The sequence below is a fragment of the Rothia mucilaginosa genome (assembly GCF_964211445.1).
Lineage (GTDB): Bacteria > Actinomycetota > Actinomycetes > Actinomycetales > Micrococcaceae > Rothia > Rothia mucilaginosa_E.
Window position 1 is genome coordinate 1 of record NZ_CAXOQT010000007.1, and the last position, 19976, is coordinate 19976.

General features: G+C 60.9%; 15 protein-coding genes. 14 read left to right on the forward strand and 1 reads right to left on the reverse strand.

The genetic code is table 11. From position 1 onward, the window contains the following. Position 1 precedes the first annotated feature (1 nt). Positions 2 to 1234, reverse strand: coding sequence for a polyprenyl synthetase family protein (locus tag AB8E48_RS02675; RefSeq protein ID WP_368885672.1), 1233 nt, complete (start codon positions 1232 to 1234; stop codon positions 2 to 4). Positions 1235 to 1419: 185 nt separating this feature from the next. Between AB8E48_RS02675 and dinB the strand changes: the two genes are divergently transcribed. The 14 genes from dinB to murC all read left to right on the forward strand — a co-directional run bounded on the left by dinB (position 1420) and on the right by murC (position 19972). Beyond that, entirely contained in the window at positions 1420 to 2838 is a 1419-nt protein-coding gene (gene dinB / locus AB8E48_RS02680) for a DNA polymerase IV (RefSeq protein ID WP_368885673.1), read from the forward strand. 222 nt (positions 2839 to 3060) lie between these two features. After that, on the forward strand, positions 3061 to 3462 hold the full coding sequence (locus tag AB8E48_RS02685) for a DUF3040 domain-containing protein (protein ID WP_005506566.1): 402 nt from the start codon (positions 3061 to 3063) through the stop codon (positions 3460 to 3462). Positions 3463 to 3614: 152 nt separating this feature from the next. Then, the gene (locus tag AB8E48_RS02690; RefSeq protein WP_368885674.1) at positions 3615 to 3767 is read left to right on the forward strand and encodes a hypothetical protein; all 153 of its coding nucleotides are present in this window, start codon (positions 3615 to 3617) and stop codon (positions 3765 to 3767) included. A gap of 267 nt (positions 3768 to 4034) precedes the next feature. Next, positions 4035 to 4466, forward strand: coding sequence for a division/cell wall cluster transcriptional repressor MraZ (gene mraZ / locus AB8E48_RS02695; protein ID WP_070688007.1), 432 nt, complete (start codon positions 4035 to 4037; stop codon positions 4464 to 4466). 104 nt (positions 4467 to 4570) lie between these two features. Next, positions 4571 to 5635 (forward strand): 16S rRNA (cytosine(1402)-N(4))-methyltransferase RsmH, encoded by a 1065-nt coding sequence (rsmH, locus tag AB8E48_RS02700; RefSeq protein ID WP_294602665.1) that lies wholly within the window; start codon positions 4571 to 4573, stop codon positions 5633 to 5635. A 20-nt stretch (positions 5636 to 5655) separates the two neighbouring features. Beyond that, complete coding sequence (locus AB8E48_RS02705; RefSeq protein ID WP_368885675.1) at positions 5656 to 6645, forward strand: amino acid ABC transporter ATPase; 990 nt, start codon at positions 5656 to 5658, stop codon at positions 6643 to 6645. A 62-nt stretch (positions 6646 to 6707) separates the two neighbouring features. Next, positions 6708 to 8579, forward strand: coding sequence for a peptidoglycan D,D-transpeptidase FtsI family protein (locus AB8E48_RS02710; protein ID WP_368885676.1), 1872 nt, complete (start codon positions 6708 to 6710; stop codon positions 8577 to 8579). Positions 8580 to 8747: 168 nt separating this feature from the next. Further along, positions 8748 to 10493, forward strand: a complete 1746-nt coding sequence (locus AB8E48_RS02715; RefSeq protein ID WP_368885677.1) for a Mur ligase family protein — start codon at positions 8748 to 8750, stop codon at positions 10491 to 10493. Further along, on the forward strand, positions 10486 to 12111 hold the full coding sequence (locus tag AB8E48_RS02720) for a UDP-N-acetylmuramoyl-tripeptide--D-alanyl-D-alanine ligase (RefSeq protein WP_368885678.1): 1626 nt from the start codon (positions 10486 to 10488) through the stop codon (positions 12109 to 12111). Before AB8E48_RS02715 ends, AB8E48_RS02720 begins: the two co-directional genes overlap by 8 nt. A gap of 6 nt (positions 12112 to 12117) precedes the next feature. After that, positions 12118 to 13323 (forward strand): phospho-N-acetylmuramoyl-pentapeptide-transferase, encoded by a 1206-nt coding sequence (mraY, locus tag AB8E48_RS02725; protein WP_368885679.1) that lies wholly within the window; start codon positions 12118 to 12120, stop codon positions 13321 to 13323. Then, positions 13323 to 14909, forward strand: a complete 1587-nt coding sequence (gene murD, locus AB8E48_RS02730; RefSeq protein WP_368885680.1) for a UDP-N-acetylmuramoyl-L-alanine--D-glutamate ligase — start codon at positions 13323 to 13325, stop codon at positions 14907 to 14909. The genes mraY and murD overlap by 1 nt, the downstream gene beginning before the upstream one ends. 149 nt (positions 14910 to 15058) lie before the next feature. After that, positions 15059 to 17161: an FtsW/RodA/SpoVE family cell cycle protein gene (locus tag AB8E48_RS02735; protein WP_368885681.1), complete on the forward strand. Its 2103-nt coding sequence runs from the start codon at positions 15059 to 15061 to the stop codon at positions 17159 to 17161. 211 nt (positions 17162 to 17372) lie between these two features. Then, entirely contained in the window at positions 17373 to 18473 is a 1101-nt protein-coding gene (gene murG / locus AB8E48_RS02740) for an undecaprenyldiphospho-muramoylpentapeptide beta-N-acetylglucosaminyltransferase (RefSeq protein WP_368885682.1), read from the forward strand. After that, a complete protein-coding gene (gene murC, locus AB8E48_RS02745; protein WP_368885683.1) occupies positions 18473 to 19972 on the forward strand; it encodes a UDP-N-acetylmuramate--L-alanine ligase in 1500 nt (499 codons plus the stop codon). Before murG ends, murC begins: the two co-directional genes overlap by 1 nt. Positions 19973 to 19976: the final 4 nt, after the last annotated feature.

Here is a 19976-nt window from a genome sequence, read left to right on the forward strand (position 1 = left end):
CCTAAGCCTTGCGGCGCAGCGCGCGACCCACAATATCGGTCAGCGCCGCGTGCACCAGCTCGTCCAGGTTCATCGCCTCCAGCGCCTCAAACACAGCCTGAGACTTCTGCTCAATCAGCTGCTCGTGCTTGGCGAAAGCATCCGAAGAGACCATCAGCTCGCGGATGCGCTCCACCTGCTCATCGCTCAGCTCGGGGTTGCCCAGGCTATCGTGCAGAAGCGCCGCATCCTTCTCATCGAGTGCGGCGGAGGTGAGCGCCACCAGCACGGTGCGCTTGCCCTCGCGCAGGTCATCGCCGGCAGGCTTGCCGGTCACCTCGGGCTGACCGAAAACGCCCAGCTCGTCATCACGTAGCTGGAAGCCCTCACCCAGCGGCAGACCGAACGCGCGGTAGGCGGCGAGTACCGGGTGCTGCTCGCTCACGGCACCGGCGCCGTTCTCCAGTGCGGCAGCCTGCAGAGCCAGGGCACCACCAATCGTGAAGGGGTGCTCGCAGGAGTACTTGGCGGACTTAAAACGAATCACGTTCAGGGCGCGCTGCAGAGCCGCCTGTGCGTCCTCGGTTTCAAGAACCTCGGAGTAGACGTCCAGGTACTGACCCGCCAGAACCTCGGTGCGCATACGGTCAAAAATGGTGCGCGCCGGGGCGCCATAGATTGCGCCCTCACCCAGGGACGCGAAAACCTCGGCAGACCACGCCAGGGTCAGATCGCCGGCAAGGATGCCGCCGGTCAGACCGTAATTGAAAGCATCACCGCGCCAGCTATTCTGCTCGTGTGCCGCCTCAAAACGCTTGTGCACGGAGGGAGCGCCGCGGCGGGTATCGGAGCGGTCAATAATGTCGTCGTGAATCAGCGCGGAGGTCTGAAACAGCTCTACCGCCATGCCAGCTTTCACAATAGACCAGGATGCGCGTTCCTCAGTTACGGGTGCACCGCCGGCGCCTCGCCAACCCCAGTAGCTCAGCAGCGCGCGCAGACGCTTGCCGCCGGTGGAGAGGGACTCGATAGCCTCCAGCAGGGGCAGGGTTTCGGGAGAGATACCCTCGAGCAGCTCGCGCTGACGGGCAAAAAACTCCGCCATGAGGGCATCAAAAGCGTGCAGGTAGGCTCGCTGCTCCTCAGCAATACGCTCAGCGAGGTGCGCAGAAGCCGCCGGGATATTCGGGGCTGCTACGGTGAGGCTCTCGGTCGCCTGGGGAGTGGGTGCTCCGGAAGGAGAAGGGGGAGTCATACTATCCTCGCTGATGGTCGCTGTGTACGGTCCATGTGTTGTGCGGTGTGCACTTCTTCTAGCTTAGTGGAGAAAAGCCCAAGAGAACGCATTTACGAATATGTTTACTATATGATGCCACGATTTTTCGTAGAAATGTGCTATATTTTCGGTAGGTGGGCGTAGAAGCTATGAGAGGAGGCGACATGGGGCAGGTACGAACCGGCAAGACTAGCGGCGCAAGGAACGGTCGCGTCATTATGCACCTGGACATGGACGCCTTCTTCGTCAACGTCGAACTCCTCGAAAACCCCGCCCTGCGCGGAACCCCGATTATCGTGGCGCCCCTCGGACCCCGCTCGGTTGTCTGCTCCGCCTCCTACGAGGCTCGCGCCCACGGGGTACGTTCCGGCATGCCGCTCAGCCGCGCCCAAAACCTCAGCCCCAACGCTACCATGCTGCCCCTGCGCGGCGACTACCGGCACTACTCCCGCGCCGTCATGGGTATTCTGCACGACCTAAGCCCCCACGTGGAGCAGGTCAGCGTGGACGAAGCCTTCGTGGATCTAACCGGCGCTTACCTGCACGGCCAGGACCCCGTCGCCCTGGCGCAGAGCGCTCGCGACCGCATTGCGCAGGAGCTATCCCTGCCCTCCTCGGCGGGGGTTGCACCCAATAAGCTACTCGCCAAAATGGCGTCCACCGGTAGTAAGCCGAACGGGCTGTGGGTCATCCCGCCCGAGCGTGTTCAAGAATTCCTCGACCCCCGAAAAGTCTCCGACCTGTGGGGCGTGGGTGCGAAAAGCACCGAACAGCTCTCCCGGTACGGTATTCACACCATCGCCCAAATGCGCTCCATGAGTCTGGGTTGGCTCAAAGAACGCTTCGGTGCCGCACAGGGGGAGCACCTCTGGGCTATGGCGCGCGGCTTTGATGAGCGCCCCGTGGTTACCGAGCGTGAAGAGAAAAGCATGGGTGGCGAGCACACCTTCGAGACCGATACGACCGATGCTCAGGAGGTGAGCGCTGCTATTCGGGAGCTGAGCCTCAAGCTGGGAAAGCGCCTGCGATCCGCTGGAAAACTCGCCGGAGGGCTCAGCCTCAAAATCCGCTACAGCACCTTCGAAACGCACACCCGCGCTATCCCCCTGAACGTGCCCGTGGACTCTGGCATGCAGATTGCCTCCCTCGCGTTGGAAGCCCTGTGTGCCGATGAAATTCTGGTGGGTCAGGAGGCGCCACGCGCCCTGCGACTCATTGGCGTGCGCGCCGAAAAACTCGCCCGTGCAGAAGACGGGGTGCAACAGACCCTCTTCGACTCCATCGAGAACGCGGCAAGCTCACGCTCTGCAAGAACCGCCTCAGTCAGAACCGCCTCCGCCAGAACTGCCTCAGCACAACGAGGCGGCGGGGGAGTGGGCAATGGTCCGGAGAACGGTGCCCGCTCGGGATCTGGTGCTCATTCGGGATCCGCTGCCCGCCTCGTGAAGAGCGGCAGATGGTCCGAAGTGGAGCACGTCATGGACGCGATTCACCGCAAATACTCGCAGGAAAGCCTCAAGCCCGCTTCCGGAGTGGCTGCGCCGAATCAGCAGGCCGAGCAAAAGGCAGAGGAAGGGAACTAGATCGAGGGTAGCCACCACAGAAGGGGAGGCGCCCTCCGCCGAAGACCTTAAAGTATTTCTGCCCGAAAAAGAATGCGCCAACCCCACTCCGCGCGGTACGATGGGAAGCATACGACCGGAAACATACGACGGGAAGAAGCGCCCGCCGCACCAGCTGATACACTAGCTAACCCGGCTGATACCGACGTCATCTTGAGTAGCGACACCTCAAAGGAGAAAACGATGGCACTGTCCGAGCGTGAACAGAAAGTTCTGGACCAGCTCGAAGAACTCATGAGCAATGAGGACCCGCACTTTGCCTCCTCCATGTCTTCGACCGGCAACACCGCGCCGGTTTTCAGTGCTCGTCACCTGGCTCTCGGTATTCTCTTCGTTCTCATTGGCCTGGGCATCATTATTGGTGCGGTCGCATCCAACATGATTTGGCTGGGTGTATTCGGCTTCCTCTTCGCGGCAGGTGGCGTGTACTTCGCAACCACCAGCAAGAAGACCCCCGTGGATTCCTTCCTGGGCGGTAAGGCAGAGGGTGCTGCGCGTGTTCGTCAGCGTGAGCAGAAGGAGCGTTCCTCCTTCATGAACCGTCTGGAGGACCGCTGGGACGAGCGCAATAACGGCCAGTTCTAATACTGCTTTGTTCCAATAGTTTTCTCGCGGTTAGTATTTCTCGCGGCTGAGCATCCGTGATCTCTAGGGTCTCAAGACTTCAATGAGACTTCACAAGCGGAAGGTAAGAATTCTCTTGCCTTCCGCTTTTTCTATGCCCGAACTAGTGAGAGATGGGCGCTTTAGAGGTTGGTGGACTGAGCATGCTGATTGCCGCAATCGACCCTGCCATTGGGTCTGTAGCCATTGAGTCTGTAGTTGAGCCAGTGCGTGGCAAGCATGATGAGGGCATAGCGCTGAGCGCCCGCATGCTCGAAGCTGTGTAGAAGCTGTGTGCCAGCGTTAAAAATGCAGAAGAGAGCATAAAAACACTAAAAGATACTCTGCCGGGTGGGGTAGGTGGTGGAAAGTGGGGTAAAGTGGAGAGGAAAGCTGAAAGTCAGTCCTATCGCCGTGCCCTCAAGCAAACGACGAAGGTGCAGGGCTCGGCACACCCCGCCACCGGCACCTGCAGGAACTACGGAGCAACCCCGCTCCCGCAGGCTTCAGCACATCGGCACACATCAGGGGCACACATCGGGGAGGTGAAGTGAATGTTCTTAGGTACCTACTCACCACGAATGGACGCCAAAGGACGCATCATCCTTCCCGCCAAATTCCGTGAGGAACTCTCTGCAGGCCTCGTTCTGACCCGCGGTCAAGAACGATGCCTGTACGTTTTCCCCGCCGCAGAATTTGAACGCATCCACGAGCGGATGCGCACCGCGCCGCTGCCCGGACGAGCCGCCCGAGACTTCCTGCGAGTCTTCCTCTCAGGAGCCTCAGACGAACTGCCTGACAAGCAGGGACGTATCACCATCCCGCCGATACTGCGCCAATACGCAGGACTGAGCGACAACCTCGTCGTCATCGGATCCGGTACCCGCGCAGAAATCTGGGATGCAGCCGCCTGGGAGGAATACCTCGCCCGCACCGAAGCTGAATTTGCCTCCCTCGACGAGGACCCGTTCAGCCCGCTGCTCTAGTCGGCACCTCGCCGGTGCGACGGCTACCGCCCGGCATCTCTCTATCACCACCGCACTACTCTTCCGTAAGCCATCCCGCAGGACAAACTCTCACAGGAGCACCCATGAGCGTAGACCACGCCCCCGAAACCGGTACGACCGCATCCGGTACTGCCGCTAAGGTGACCGGCGCATCCATTGAGAACCTCTCCCAGCGTGAAGCCAGCGAACGCCACGTGCCCGTCATGCTGGACCGCTGCATTAACTTGCTGGCACCCGGCATTGAGCGCGCTGTTGAGGAACGCGGTACCGCCTACGTGATTGACGGCACCCTCGGCATGGGTGGCCACTCTGAGGCGCTGCTTGAACGCTTCGAAAACCTGGTGCTGATTGGTATTGACCGCGACCTGCAGGCGCACGCCATCGCCGGTGAGCGTCTGGCACGCTTCGGTGACCGCTTCGTGCCCGTTCACGCCGTCTACGATGAGATTGACCGCGCCATGGAAACCGCCGGCGTGCAGGGCATTGACGGCATCCTGATGGACCTGGGCGTCTCCTCCATGCAGCTGGACGAACGCACCCGCGGTTTCGCATACTCCTACGACGCACCCCTGGACATGCGCATGAACTCGGAAGATGAGCTTACCGCCCGCATTGTCGTCAACGAATACAGCGAAGATCAGTTGCGCCGCATTATCCGCAACTGGGGCGAGGAAAAGTTCGCCTCGCGTATTGCCCGCGCCATCTGCACCGCCCGCGCCAACGCACCCCTGGAAACCACCGGCGAGCTCGTGCGCATTATCCAGAAGGCCGTGCCTGTCGCTGCGCAGCGCACCGGCGGTCACCCCGCCAAGCGCACCTTCCAGGCGTTGCGCATCGAAGTGAACCACGAGCTGGAAGCCCTCGAACGCGCCGTACCGGCAGCCCTGGACGCGCTCAATCTCGGCGGCCGATTCGTCGCCATGAGCTACCACAGCCTCGAAGACAAGATCGTCAAGAGGGCACTGACCGCAGAGGCAACCTCCAAGGCACCCAAGGGATTCCCCGTGGAGCTTGAAGAGCACAAGCCCACCGTCAAGATCATTACCCGCGGCGCCGAACCGCCTACCGACGAGGAAATCGAACAGAACTCTCGCGCCGCCAGCGCCAAGCTGCGCGCAGCCGAGAAGATCCGCATCCCCGCCAAGTAGAAGACAGAAAGCGAAGAAGAGTGAGCACCCAGCACGCATCCCCGCGCCCCACCCGCACACAGGGCGCACCGCGGAGTCGACGCGCCGGTTCCTCGCGCCCTGCCGCCGGTACCCCCAGCGCCGTTGGCTCTACCCGCGCATCCTCTACTGGCGCATCGACCGGGGCGAGCCGCGCCTCCACCCGCGCCCACTCCGGCCGCACCCGTACCGCGCGTCTGGAGCCGGTCACCGCATCCCAGCCGGTGGTTCGCCCCGCCAGCACCGCTGCTTCGCACGGCGGTAAGCGCACCTCGACGAACGCGAGCCGCGTGCCCTCGAGCGTCCGTGCGGCAGCCCGTACCGAAGAGACCCGCGAGGAGAAGCCGAAGTCGCGTCACCCGCTCTCGACGGTACGCCGCCGAGCACGCAAGCTCAGCCCGCCCACCATGCTCGCTGTCTTCGCTGCAATCCCGCTGACCCTGGTCTTTATCCTGTTGCTGAACGTGCTGATTGTGACCCGCCAGTACGACATGGTGGATTTGCGTGCGCAGGAGCAGCAGCTCGTGCAAGAAAACCAGGCGCTACAGCAGGAGATTGGTTTCAAGGAAGCCCCGCAGGACCTTGCGGTTCGTGCAAGTACTCTGGGTATGTTTGTGAGCTCTTCGCAGGCGACCCTGAACCTGCAGTCCTCCACGATTGAGGGCACACCCGCCCCGGTGGCAAGCCCGACCGGCATCGAGGGAAGCAAGCAGGAGAACCTGATCGCCCCGCCAGCGGCTGGCTCGAACGAAAGCTACGCCAAGGGCATTGTGGATGCGGACAAGTCCGTTCAGCAGCGCCACGGCCAGGCGAGCGCGGCGGCTAAGGCATCTGCAAGCGCCTCGGCGAGCCCCGCCCAGCAGGCCAACTCAGCTCAGCAAGCCAACCCGGCACCGGCGAATAGCGCACCTGCCAGCCCGGCTGCATCCGCCGCCCCGAGCGCCGCCCCGAGCCCTGCCGCTAGCCCCGCAGCAAGCCAGGCTGCACGATAAACAATATTGACCACAGGATGCGTAGCATCACCGATAGACTAGACCAGCGAAAGGACCACCGCATGAGCTCTGACGCGCGCAAGAACGCGAACGAATCGGCATCCGGTCAGCCGGATCTGACCCGCCGCGGCTTCGTCGCAGGCGCCGCAGCCACCTGCGCTCTGGGCGTCATCGGTGCCAACCTGTTTATCCGCCAGGGCTTTGACCCCGGTGCGGTGGCGAACGCGTCCCGTCAGAAGCGTTTGCGCTCGCAGGTTCTGCCGGCTGTGCGCGGCCAGATTCTGGATATTAACGGCAATGTCATGGCGCGTACCGTGCAGCGTTATAACCTGACTGCTGATCAGAGTGCCGTGGCGACCTTCAAACGCTATAACGAGGACCGTACCCAGAAGGTTGAGGTAACCCCCAACCAGCTGGTGTACGAGATGGTCGATATTCTCAAGACCGTTGATCCGGGTATTACTGACGAGTTCATCAAGTCCAAGCTGGACGGCACCTCCAAGTACTCGGTCATCAAGGCGAATATCACCCCGGAGATTTTCAATAAGATTGATGCCCTGGGCGCGCCCTTCATCTACGGTGAGGCGTTCTCCCAGCGCCTGTACCCCAACGGTAGTGTGGGCGGCTCCGTGGTCGGCAAGTACAACATTGTTGAAGAGGCCGACGGCAACGGCAAGGGCGGCACGGTGTCCCGTAACTACTCGGTGGGCATTGAGCGTGTCTTCGAGAAGGAGCTTGCCGGTACCCCCGGTGAGCGTACCTACGAGATTAGTGCTGATGGTGTGCGTATTCCGGTGGCTAAGGAAGAGCAGCGCCTGGCGGTGGACGGTAAGAATATTCGTCTGACCATTAACCGTGATGTGCAGTATTTTGCGCAGCAGGTGGTACGTGCCCGCGCTGAGGAGCTGAAGGCTGAATGGTGTACCGCCATTGTTATGGATGTGCGTGACGGCTCCATTTTGGCTCTTGCTGATTCCTCTACGATGGACCCGGGGGCGGCAACCATTGAGGATGCGGCGGACATGACTCCGCGCGCTATTTCGCAGAACGTGGAGCCCGGTTCGACCGAGAAGATGCTGACTTCTTCGGCGCTGATTGAGCAGGGCCTGACGACTCCGACTAGCGTGTATGATGTGCCCGCGACCCTCACGATTGACGGCCAGACCTTCAAGGACGCGTTTGATCACGGGGCGCAGCGGCGTACTTTCTCGGGCATTATTACCGACTCGATGAACACCGGTACGGTGCTGGTCGGTCAGAAGCTCAGCAAGGAAGAGCGCTACAACTGGTTAAAGAAGTATGGTGTTGGTGAGTTCACCGGCATTGAGTTGACCGGCGAGGAGCAGGGCCTGATTGCTGATTGGCGTGATTGGGATGGCCGTCAGCAGTACACTGTGCTGTTCGGTCAGGGTGTTGCGCAGACTCCGCTGCAGACCGCCATGATTTTCCAGGCGCTGGGCAATAAGGGCGTTCGTCTGAAGCCGCGCATTGTGGACGCGATCATTGACGCCGACGGTACCGAACATAAGCGTGCCGTGGAGCCTGGCGAACGCATGGTCAGCGAGCAGACTGCCGCCTCCTGCCTGACTCTCATGGAGAATGTGGTGGAGCAGGAGCAGGGCCACGCCCGTCCGGCGAAGGTGACCGGCTACCGCGTGGGCGGTAAGACCGGTACTGCGGAAACGCCGAGTGAAAAGGGCGGCTACGACGGCAACACGACTTCCTTCATTGGTGTGGCGCCGATTGAGAATCCGCAGTTCTTGGTGGCGGTGACCATGCAGCGTCCCGAGGGTAGCGTGGGTGTCAACGGTACGACGGCGGAGTTCTCCAAAATTATGGAGAAGACCCTGCACACCTATAACGTGCCGCGTTCTACCGGAGAGCCGGACCTGATTCCGATTTTTGCTGAGGATAGCCCCAATAAGACGAGCTAAAGGCGAGCGGGGGAGAGGTACCCGGCAGCTGATTCGTGATGAAGAAGCTCCGATACTGAACACCTGTCGAAGCCTAAAGCCCGTAGAATATTGAATGACCCTGTGTGCCTTGAGCGCATTGACCATACAGAGCTCACCGCTTCGGACAGCGGGGAGGAAAGAAGGACGATGGATACCGCATCTCACGCACCCGGCCAGAACCTGCTGGGCGGCGACGCTCAGACTCTGCGCCCGAATTCTGTGCGCCCGGTGAGTTTGGCGCACCTTCGCGAACATCTGCAGGGCTTGGGTGCTCAGGTGAGTTCCCAGCCGGCTAGCGGCGTTCAGGGTTCTGAATCCGGTGATTCTGTTGAGGTCACCGGTATCAGCATGGATTCCCGAGGCGTTCGCCCTCAGGACCTGTACGTGGCTCTGCCCGGTGCGAAGGTGCACGGTGCGCAGTTTGCTGAGGGTGCGTTGAAGCTTGGTGCTTCCGCTATTTTGACGGATGCTGCCGGTGCGCAACTGCTGGGTGAGGCGCCGGTGCCTGTCCTGGTGACTGAGAACCTGCGCGAGTACGTTGGTCCGTTGGCTGCGCTGATTTATGGTTCGGCTTCGTTCCCCGCCACCCACCGTTACGCGGTGACCGGTACGAACGGTAAGACCACCTCCACCTACATGCTGGAGTCGGTGTTCCGCACCGGCCTGGGTGTGAAGACCGGTCTGATTGGCACTATTCAGATTCTGATTGATGGTGTGTCGGTTCCTTCGAAGATGACCACCCCGGAGTCTCCTCACGTGCATTCTCTGCTGACGATTATGGGTCAGCATCAGGTGCGTTGCGCGGCGATGGAGGTGTCTTCGCACGCGATTGATTACCACCGTGTGGACGGCGTGAAGTACGCGGTTGCTGGCTTCACGAACCTGACCCAGGACCACCTGGATCTGCACGGCACTATGGAGCACTACTTCGACTCGAAGGCTCAGCTGTTTACCCCCGAGCGCGCCGAGCTGGCTGTGATTACTGCTGATGACGAGTGGGGCGAGAAGATGTTCTCCACCGCTTGCGAGCAGATGGGCGCGCAACAGGTTCACCGTCTGGTAACTGCTCGAGGTGCCGGCCTGGCTGAGGTGCCCGCAGAGTTTGGCGCCCGCGACTGGGCTGTGGTGAAGGTTCAGCGTGAGGGTCTGGGCCACCGATTCCACGTGGCTAATGGCGCCGGTGAGAGCGTTGAATGCTACACCGGTCTGCCCGCTGACTTTAACGTTTCGAATGCTGCGCTGGCGGCTCTCATGGCGTACCTGGACACTGACTCTGCTGAGCGTGCGCGTCTGCTGCCCGAGCTGGCGTCCGGTTCGGCTCTGACTCCGGTGGTGCCGGGTCGTATGCAGCTGATTTCTTTGGCTCCGCACGCGATTGTGGACTTTGCCCACAACCCTGACGGCCTGACCCGTGCCCTGGAGGCGATGGATCGCCCCGGCGACGGCAAGGTCATGATTGTTTTCGGTGCGACCGGTGAGCGTGACCAGCTCAAGCGCCCGATTATGGGTGCGATTGCTGCGCAGAATGCGGATGTTGTCATCGTGACTGATGACGACCCGCACGGTGAGGACCCGGCTCCGATTCGTGCCGCCGTTGAGGAGGGCGCGCAGAAGGCTGAGAACCGCCGTGCCACCCAGATTCTGAATATTTCTCCGCGTGCGGCTGCTATTGATGCGGCGATTGCCCTGGCGGGCGAGCACGACGCCATCCTGATTGCTGGCCGCGGTCACGAGACCGAGCAGGATGTTGCCGGCGTGGACATCGCCCTGGACGACCGCGTTGAAACCGCCCGTGCCCTGCGTGCGCACGGTTTCGAGATTCTGCCTGACTACCAGCGCATGCTCGATGAAAGTGACTCTAAGACCGCTGAAGGTATGGTGAAGAATGATTAAGCTCAGCGCCGCCCAGATTATTGAGGCAACTGGCGGCACCGCTATCGGTCTGGAGGGCCGCGAGGAGCAGGTGTACGCAGACTTCGCCACCACCGACTCCCGTGAGGTGCAGACCGGCACCCTGTTCGTGGCTAAGCCCGGTGCGGTCACTGACGGCCACAAGTTCATCCCCATGGCGTTTGAGAAGGGCGCGACCCTGGCACTGGTTGAGCGTGAGGTGCTCGACGAGCAGGGCGTGCCCTACCCGAGCATCCAGGTGCCCGACGTGGTGCTGGCGATGGGCGATTTGGCGCGCTACTCGATTGAGCAGATGCGCGCTCAGGGTGAGCTGACCGTTATCGGTATTACCGGTTCTGCCGGTAAGACCACCACCAAGGACCTGCTTGCCGCTATTTTCACCCCTGAGGGCCCGACCGTTGCACCGGTCGGCTCCTACAACAGTGAGGTGGGCGTGCCTCTGACCGTTTTCCGTGCCGATGAGTCCACCCGCTACCTGGTCATTGAGATGGGCGCGGATCATGTGGGCAACATCGAGTACCTGGCGAATATTGCGCACCCGGACCACGGCGCGATCCTGAAGGTTGGTACCGCGCACGCTGGCGAGTTCGGCGGCGTGGACAATATTGAGCGCACCAAGGGTGAGCTGGCTGAGGGGGTTCGGCCGACCGGTTCCCTGGCTCTGAACGCTGACGACGAGCGCGTGCGGCGCATGGCCTCGCGTTCGGTTGCCCCCGTTACTTACTTTGGTGTGGGCGAGAAGACCGACGCGAACGGTCAGCCCTACGAGCGTTACGTGGCGGCGCTGAACCTGCGCACCACCGACGCAGGCTGCCCCGAATTCACCCTGCGCCTGCCCGACGGTAGCGAGTACGAGATTTCCTCGCAGCTGATTGGTGAGCACCACGTGCACAACCTGCTTGCTGCGGCGACGATCGCCTACAACAGCGGTATTTCCGGTGAGAAGATTGCTCGCGCGCTCAATAAGGCTGCAGCGGCTTCGAAGTGGCGCATGGCGCGCACCGACCGCGCCGACGGCGTGACCGTCATTAACGATGCCTACAACGCGAACCCCGAGTCGATGGCGGCGGCACTGCGCACTCTGGCGCAGCTGGGCCGCACCGTTGACCCTGCGACCGGTCAGCCGCACCGCACCTGGGCTGTGCTGGGTGCCATGCTGGAGCTTGGCGACGCCTCCGTGGAGGAGCACGACCGCATCGGTCGCCTCGTGGTGCGCATGAACATTTCCAAGCTGATTGCCGTGGGCGACGAGACGAAGCCCATCTACAATGCGGCTCACCTCGAAGGCTCCTGGGGTAACGAAGCAACCTGGGTGAAGACCCCGGAAGAAGCAGAGCAGATTCTGCGTGCCGAGGTTCGCCCCGGCGACATTGTGCTCTTCAAGTCCTCGAACGGCGCGAAGCTGGGCATTCTGGGTGACCAGGTTGCTTTTGCCGAGTACACCTTCGGCGCTGAGGAAGAGCAGGCGCCGACCTGGCTTTCTGCCGGTGACTTCGTTGAGACCACCGACTTGAGCGACCACCTTGCCGCTCACCTGGACAGCGCAGCTAACGCCGACCATGACCGTACTTCGACCGAACAGACCACGAACGAAGGGTAGCGCTTTATGATTACCGTGCTGATTGCTGGAATCTTCGGATTCCTCATCTCCCTCACCGCGCTGCCGGTGTTCATCAAGAAGATGAAGTCCCTGAAGCTTGGCCAGCTCATCCGTGAGGAAGGCCCGGCAGCCCACCAGCACAAGGCGGGCACCCCCACCATGGCGGGTCTGATTTTCATCCCCGCGGCGATTCTCGCCTACTTCTTGACCCTGGCTGTGAGTGCCCTGTTCTTCGGTACTGCACCGGTACCGACCGCTACCGCGTGGCTGACTATCGCCTTCACTCTGGGCATGCTCGGTGTGGGTGCGGCGGACGACATCATGAAGTTCCGCAATAAGGGTAACGAGGGCCTGACCGAGAAGCAGAAGACCATCGGCCTGCTGGCTGTGACCCTGCCCTTTGCATTCCTGGCGTTCCAGTTCCCGAACGAGTCGGGTGCGCGTCCGGCGTCGACCGCTATCTCATTCGTACGTGACCTGCCCATTGACCTGTTCGCGGCGGGCGCGGTCTTCGGCTCCATCCTGCTGGTTGGTTGGATTACCCTCATCTCCCTGTCCGGTACGAACGCTGTGAACTTCACCGATGGTCTGGATGGCCTGGCTGGCGGCATCATGATGACCATTTTCTCCGGCTACCTGACCATCAGCATCTGGCAGTACGTGCACGCCTGCTCCGCTGGCGCCGGCACCGCCTGCTACGATGTGCGCGACCCCGGCTCGCTGGCGCTGATTGCTGCTTCCCTGGTGGGTTCGCTGGCTGGCTTCCTCTGGTGGAACGTGTCGAAGGCACAGATCTTCATGGGCGACTCTGGCTCCCTGGCGCTCGGCGGTGCAATGGTTGCTTTCGCACTGTTCACCCGCACCGAGCTGCTGCTGCTGGTCATCGCCCTGATTCCCGTGCTGGAAGTGTTCTCTGTGATCGTGCAGAAGTTCGTGTTCAAGACCAGCCGTAAGCGTTCGGTGGCAGCGGGGGAGAAGCCCCTGCACGCGCACCGTTACTTCCGTATGACCCCCTTCCACCACCACATGGAGAAGGTCGGCGTCAACGGTAAGTACTCAATTGATAAGCGAGGCGTTGCCACCGGTACCGTCAGCAGCGGCGAAGTGAACTCCGTGTTCCGCCTCTGGGTTATTAATGCCCTCTGCGTGCTCGTTGCCCTGGCGCTGTTCTTCGGTGACTGGTTCTCGCAGACTTCTGGAGTGATTCACTAATGTCAACTATTGAACAGCCGGACGCCGCTCGCATTGAAGCGAACGCCGCCGCTATTGCGGTGAACCCGGTGTACGAGAACGAGCGCCTCGCGGAGCTGACTCACTGGGGTGCCCCCTGGGCTAACCTGCGTGTGGTCGTGGTGGGCATGGGTACCAGCGGCGACGCTGTGACCGACGTGCTCGCACAGCTGGGTGCGAAGATCGTCGTCATCGACGGGGCTGACACCCCGGAAAAGCGTGAGCGCATCGAGATTTACAAGAACGCGTACGGCCCGGTTGAGGGCCTGCTCGGTCCCGAGCATATGCGTGCCCTGCCCCTGGTGGACGGTCAGGAACCCGAGCTTGTGGTGACTTCCCCGGGCGTGCGTCCCGACCACCCGGTGATGCTGGATGCGTACGAGCGTCGCATCCAGATTTGGGGCGATGTTGAGCTGGCATGGCGTTTGAACGAGCGTAGCGGCTTGCCGACCCCCAAGTGGCTGTGCCTGACTGGTACGAATGGTAAGACCACCACCGTGGGTATGGTTGATTCCATCCTGAAGGCTGCCGGTAAGAAGGCTATTCAGGTAGGTAACGTGGGTATGCCCATCGTGTACGCCATTGCCGACGATGAGCCCTACGAGTTCTTCGCGGTGGAGCTGTCGAGCTTCCAGCTGCACTGGACCTACTCGCTGTCCCCGTATGCTTCGGTGGTTCTGAACATTGCTGAGGACCACGTGGACTGGCACGGTTCGTTCGAGCGTTACAAGGCTGATAAGGCTCGCGTGTACGAGCACACTCAGGTTGCCTGCATCTTCAACACCGACCACGTGGATACCCTGCGCATGGTCGAGAACGCGGATGTCATTGAGGGCGCTCGCGCGATTGGCTTCAGCTCCACTGAGATGCCCGCCGTGTCGATGCTCGGCCTGGCTGAGGACATCATGGTGGACCGTGCCTTCCTGAAGAACCGTTACAACGAGGCGTATGAGCTGGCGGTTCTGGAGGATCTCGCTCCGGCACCCGGTAAGATGCCCGCGAAGCACACCGTGGAGAATGCTTTGGCGGCTGCGGCTCTGTGCCGTGCGGCTGATATTGACCCGAAGGCTGTGGGCGCTGGTCTGCGTTCCTTCAAGACCGGTGCACACCGTAACCAGCTGGTGGGCTACGCGAACGACATCATGTGGGTGAACGATTCGAAGGCTACGAATCCTCACGCCGCGAATGCTTCGATGAGCGGTTACCCCTCGCTGGTGTGGATTGCTGGCGGCCTGTCGAAGGGCGTTGAGTACGATGAGCTGATTGCTGCTCACGCTAAGCGCCTGAAGGCTGTGCTGATTATCGGTACTGATACTGCGGCGTTGAAGTCGGCGTTGGCGTCTCACGCCCCGGAGGTTCCGACTTACAATATGACCGCCGCTGTGGCTGATTCTTCGGATGGTGTTGCCGTGATGAACGCGGCTGTTGCGAAGGCTGCTGAGCTAGCGCATCCGGGGGATACCGTGCTGATGGCTCCCGCGTCTGCGTCGATGGACCAGTTCAAGAATTATGCGGTGCGCGGTGATGCGTTTGCGAACGCTGTCGCCGCCCAGCTGGCAGACTCTTAGGACGTTGCCTGCAGAGGGTGCTTCGGGTGACCGGGGTGCTTTCTGCGGGTTCTTCTCGGGGGTGGGATGGTAATGGTGTCCCACCCCTGAACCTTTTTCGTGTATTCGCCACGACGGATTCGTGGCAGTTGAGGCCTATAGGAGGGCATGTGAGTACCAGCGCATCTTTGGAGCGTTCGGCTTCTTCGGCGCGTTCGACTACGAGTGGTCGTTGGGCGTCTTCGCGAGCCGGTTTGGAGGATTTCTCTGCGCCGTTCCGTGCTCGTGCCGGTAGGCTGTACCGTCGTGGTTTGAAGGCTGACCTGTGGGATGTGCCGGTGATGCTACTGGTGACGACCCTGGGTCTGGCTATTTTTGGCTGCATCATGGTGCTGTCGGCTTCGAGCGTCACGATGATTTCGCAGGGCCAGTCGCCGTTCTCGCAGGTTTCTTTCCAGATCATGTTCTTGGTCATGGGCGTTCTCGCGATGGCGGGTATTACGCGTATCCCGGTGGGGTGGTACCACAAGGAGTTTGTGGTGAACGCGATGCTCATTGCCGCTTTGGTCATGCAGCTTGCTGTGGTGGTTGTCGGCGTTGAGGTGAACGGTAACCGTAACTGGTTGAAGCTCGGCCCAGTACAGATTCAGCCGTCGGAGTTTTCGAAGCTGGCGATTATTATGTGGCTGGCGTGGGTGTACAGCCGCCACGGCGATATTTCTCGCAGTATTTGGCGTACGCTGTTCCCTTCGATTTATGGTGTGGGCGCCCTGGTTCTGCTGATTATGCTCGGCGGTGACATGGGTACCGCCATGGTGTATGGCTTCATCTTTGTGGGCATGATGTGGCTGGCGGGTGCTTCTCGTAGCTCGTTGCTGAGGATTGGCGGCGCGTTTGCGGTGTTGGCGCTGGTGGGTGTGCTCAGTAGCGCGAACCGTGTGGCTCGTATTTTCGGTATTTGGGGTTCGTGTACGAACGCTAACTGTGACCAGGCGAATTCTGGTGAGGTGGCGTTGGCGACCGGTGGTTTCCTGGGTGTTGGTCTGGGCCAGTCGCGTCAGAAGTACAACTACCTGGCTGAGGCTCATAACGATTACATTTTCGCCATTATTGGTGAGGAGCTGGGTCTGCTGGGTACGCTGGCGGTTCTGCTGCTGTACGTGGGTCTGGTGTATTGCGCGGTCCGGATTATGCTGCGCACTACTGATCCGCTGGTGCGTTTGGCGACGGGCGGCATCATGATTTGGCTGACCTCTCAGGCGATTATCAATATGGGCATGGTGTCCCGTCTTTTGCCGGTGATTGGTGTGCCTCTGCCGTTTGTTTCGTACGGTGGTTCGTCGCTGTTGTCGTCGTTGTTTGCGGCGGGTTTGTTGTTGGCGTTTGCGCGGCAGACTCCGTTGCGTGGCGCGACGGCACCGTCGAATATTGAGAATCAGAGCGCGCGTGAGGTTCGTCGTGCGAATGCTGATTGGAAGCGTCGTATTCCGTTGCAGGATGTACTGGATCAGGAGGAAGCGGCTCGTGCGACTGCTGGTGGCCACCTGCTGAAGGAACATAATCCTTTGAAGGTTGTTTTTGGCCCGGAGAGCACGTTGCGTCGCTGGTTGGGTTTTGCACCGGATCAGCAGCGCGAGCTGGCTCGTATGGCTCGTGAACAGCAGAAGGAGCAGGAGCGCCAGGCTCGGGCGCAGGCTCGTCGCGAAGAGGAACAGGCTCGCCGTGAGGCGGCTCAGGCTCGTGAAGAGGCTCGTCGTGCTCGCGAGGAGGCGCGTCTGGCTCGTGAAGAGGCTGCCCGCGTGAAGGCGGCTCAGCAGAAGAGCGCTCCGAAGAGGCAGTCTCAGAAGCCTGCGTCTTCGGCTGGTGCTCCCGCGAAGAAGCCTGCTTCGAAGCAGGCATCCGCTCAGGCTCGTGATTCTCAGCCGCGTACCGGTCAGGGTAAGCCCGCTCAGGCTCGCCCCGCCCAGAAGGCGCCCGTACAGAAGGCACCCGCCCAGAAGCCCGCGGCTCCGAAGCAGCCCGCGCAGCCTCGTACCGCGCAGCACCGTCCGTCGGGTTCGTTGCCTGCGGGCTTGCAGCCGTTGCATCCGGAGGATCGTCTGCGCCGTACCCAGCGACAGGGTACTCAGCGTCTGGCAGCGCCGCGACAGGGTGCTCAGGTAAAGGGTGCTCAGGCAAAGACCACACAGAAGAACGGCGCTCAGCAGGCGCAGCGTCCGGTTCAGGGTGTGGCTCGGAACTCAGCTCAGCGGGGCACCCGTAAGCAGGGCTAAACCCAACGGAACCCACCCTGTGTAGCCGGCATCGTGAGAGCTGGCGTTCGGGGGAGCGGGGATGTGGGTTGCGCTTCCGCCGGTGATGAATATGCGCTGAATAAGAGATAACGCCCTCGCCGTTGAGTCATAGCTCAATGGCGAGGGCGCTCTATTGAACAGGTGCGATAGCGTAAAATGATGCTGTACCGATGTATTGGGAGAGAGACCTATGACGAAGAAGGCACCCTCTATAGTCTTCGCCGGTGGTGGCACCGCCGGTCACATTAATCCGATGCTTGCGATTGCCCGCGCCGTTCGCGACCTTGAACCGAACGCCAAGATTCTGATGCTGGGCACCGCCGACAAGATGGAAGCCGACCTGGTTCCGGCGGCCGGCTTCGATATTGAGTTTATTCCTCGCGCGGCGTTCCCTCGTAGCATTAACCGTGCCGCTTTTGCTTTCCCCGCTAAGTTCTTTGGTGGCCTGTCGAAGACCCGCCGCATCCTCAAGGAAGCAGATGCGGATGTGGTTGTTGGCGTGGGCGGCTACGTGTGCCCGCCGGCGTATCTGTCGGCGTTGAGCGCTAAGATTCCCGTGGTGATTCATGAGGCGAACGCGAAGCCCGGTTTGGCGAACCGCCTGGGTGGTTCGTTTGCGAAGTTCACCGGTGTGGCGTTCCCTAATACTCCGTTCCCGCGCGCAACCCTGGTGGGCATGCCGATGAAGGACGAGATCGCCTACCTGAACCGTGAAGCGCACCGTTCGAAGGCTCGCCGTAACCTGGGCTTGGACCCGCAGAAGCCGACCGTGATTGTGACCGGCGGTTCGCTGGGTGCGCAGAGCCTGAATAATGCGGTGGCGGCGTGCCGTGACCACTTTGCGGAGTGGGATTTCCAGATTCTGCACATTACCGGTAAGGGTAAGGCTGTTCTGGATGAGAACGGTGAGCTGTTGAGCGCCCCGAATTACCGTCAGATTGAGTTCAGCAATGGCATGCAGGATGTGTATGCTGCCGCTGATCTTCTGCTGGTGCGTTCGGGCGCGGCGACCGTGAGTGAGGTTGCTGCGGTGGGTGTTCCCGCGATTTTTGTGCCGCTTCCCATTGGTAACGGTGAGCAGGCTCTGAATGCTCGTTCTCTGGTGGAGGCGTCTGCGGCTCTGCTGGTGAAGGATGCAGAAGTCACCGGTGAGTGGTTTGCCCGTGAGATTCCGGCTCTTATGGCGAACCCGGAGGAGCTGGAGCGCATGGGCGCTGCGGCGTATGAACTTGGTATCCGTGACGCGGCGCGCGTTATGGCTGAAGCAGTATTGAAGGCAGCTGAGAAGTAATGACTGAATTGATGAATCTTGAGATGGTGTTGCCGGCACCGCTGAACCCGCCGTTCCCTGAGCGTGCGAAGATGAGCGAGTTGGGCCGTGTACACTTCATCGGTATTGGTGGCGCGGGTATGAGTGCTATTGCCGCTCTGATGCTGCAGGCTGGCGTGACGGTGAGCGGTTCGGATCGTGCCGAGTCGGCTACTGTTGAGTCTTTGCGTGCTGCGGGTGCTCGTGTGGGTGTTCCTCAGCAGGCTGAGAACATTGTGGACGTTGATACCGTGGTGATTTCTACTGCGATTCGTGAGGATAACCCGGAGCTTGTTGCCGCTCGTGCGCAGGGTCTGCCTGTGCTGCATCGTTCTGAGGCGCTTGCCGCTGTGATGGGTGAGTCTCAGGTTGTTGCTGTTGCCGGTACTCACGGTAAGAGCACGACCAGCTCCATGATTTCTGTGATGTTTGACCAGCTGGGTGCTGACCCGTCGTTTGCGGTGGGTACTGTGATTGCTGGTCGTGGCACGAACGCTCACCTGGGCGCTCAGGGGCCGGAGTCGATTTTTGTGGCTGAGGCTGATGAGTCGGACGGCTCGTTTGTACGTTACCGCCCGGCTATTGCTGTGGTGACGAACGTTGAGCCGGACCACCTGGATTTCTATGAGACCGATGAGCGCGTCTTTGAGGCGTTCAACCGTTTTGTGGGTTCGCTGGCGCCTAACGGCGTTGTGGTGACCTGCGCTGATGATGCGGGCGCGGCTACTCTTGCGGCTCGTTCTCGTGCGGCGGGTGTGCCTGTGGTGACTTACGGTGAGTCTGCGGATGCTGACCTGCGCATTAGCGAGATTACCAGCGCTGGTTCTTCCTCGTCGTCGCACCTGTCCTGGTCTTTTGAGTGCCGTGGCGTGCGTTATGAGGGTGAGCAGGATATTGCTCTGAAGGTGCCCGGTATTCACAACCAGCTGAATGCTTCTGCGGCTTTTGCTTCGGCGTTGATTTCTGGTTACGAGGCTGCCGATATTGCTCCCGCTCTGGCTGAGTTTGTGGGTGCTGACCGCCGCTTCACCCTGCGCGGTGAGGTTGCCGGCGTGAAGGTCTTTGACGATTATGCGCATCACCCGACCGAGGTGTTCCGTGCCTTGGAGACCGGTCGTACCGTGGCTGATGGCCACAACCTGTACGTGATTTTCCAGCCTCATCTGTTCTCGCGTACTCGCGAGTTCGCGAAGGAGTTCGCGCAGGCTCTGTCGATGGCTGACCGCGCTCATGTACTGGATATTTACCCGGCTCGTGAGCTGCCGATTGAGGGCGTGACCAGTGAGCTGATTACCGGTGCTGGTTTCTCTGAGGTTCGTTACGCTACCGCTGAGAGCGCTATTGAGGATATCGTGGCGTGCGCTCAGGACGGCGATATTGTGATGACCGTTGGCGCCGGTGACGTGACCGCTTTGGGTGCTCGTCTGCTGGAGTCCCTGCAGGTTCGTCACGGTGGCGAGTCGAAGAAGTCGGAGGCTTAGGCTG

What these genes read in the sequence shown, in the direction of transcription:
- AB8E48_RS02675 (WP_368885672.1), bottom strand. Translation starts at nt 1,234, where the DNA reads ATGACTCCCCCTTCTCCTTCCGGAGCACCCACTCCCCAGGCGACCGAG.
- dinB (WP_368885673.1), top strand. Translation starts at nt 1,420, where the DNA reads ATGGGGCAGGTACGAACCGGCAAGACTAGCGGCGCAAGGAACGGTCGC.
- AB8E48_RS02685 (WP_005506566.1), top strand. Translation starts at nt 3,061, where the DNA reads ATGGCACTGTCCGAGCGTGAACAGAAAGTTCTGGACCAGCTCGAAGAA.
- AB8E48_RS02690 (WP_368885674.1), top strand. Translation starts at nt 3,615, where the DNA reads ATGGGCGCTTTAGAGGTTGGTGGACTGAGCATGCTGATTGCCGCAATC.
- mraZ (WP_070688007.1), top strand. Translation starts at nt 4,035, where the DNA reads ATGTTCTTAGGTACCTACTCACCACGAATGGACGCCAAAGGACGCATC.
- rsmH (WP_294602665.1), top strand. Translation starts at nt 4,571, where the DNA reads ATGAGCGTAGACCACGCCCCCGAAACCGGTACGACCGCATCCGGTACT.
- AB8E48_RS02710 (WP_368885676.1), top strand. Translation starts at nt 6,708, where the DNA reads ATGAGCTCTGACGCGCGCAAGAACGCGAACGAATCGGCATCCGGTCAG.
- AB8E48_RS02715 (WP_368885677.1), top strand. Translation starts at nt 8,748, where the DNA reads ATGGATACCGCATCTCACGCACCCGGCCAGAACCTGCTGGGCGGCGAC.
- AB8E48_RS02720 (WP_368885678.1), top strand. Translation starts at nt 10,486, where the DNA reads ATGATTAAGCTCAGCGCCGCCCAGATTATTGAGGCAACTGGCGGCACC.
- mraY (WP_368885679.1), top strand. Translation starts at nt 12,118, where the DNA reads ATGATTACCGTGCTGATTGCTGGAATCTTCGGATTCCTCATCTCCCTC.
- murD (WP_368885680.1), top strand. Translation starts at nt 13,323, where the DNA reads ATGTCAACTATTGAACAGCCGGACGCCGCTCGCATTGAAGCGAACGCC.
- murG (WP_368885682.1), top strand. Translation starts at nt 17,373, where the DNA reads ATGACGAAGAAGGCACCCTCTATAGTCTTCGCCGGTGGTGGCACCGCC.
- murC (WP_368885683.1), top strand. Translation starts at nt 18,473, where the DNA reads ATGACTGAATTGATGAATCTTGAGATGGTGTTGCCGGCACCGCTGAAC.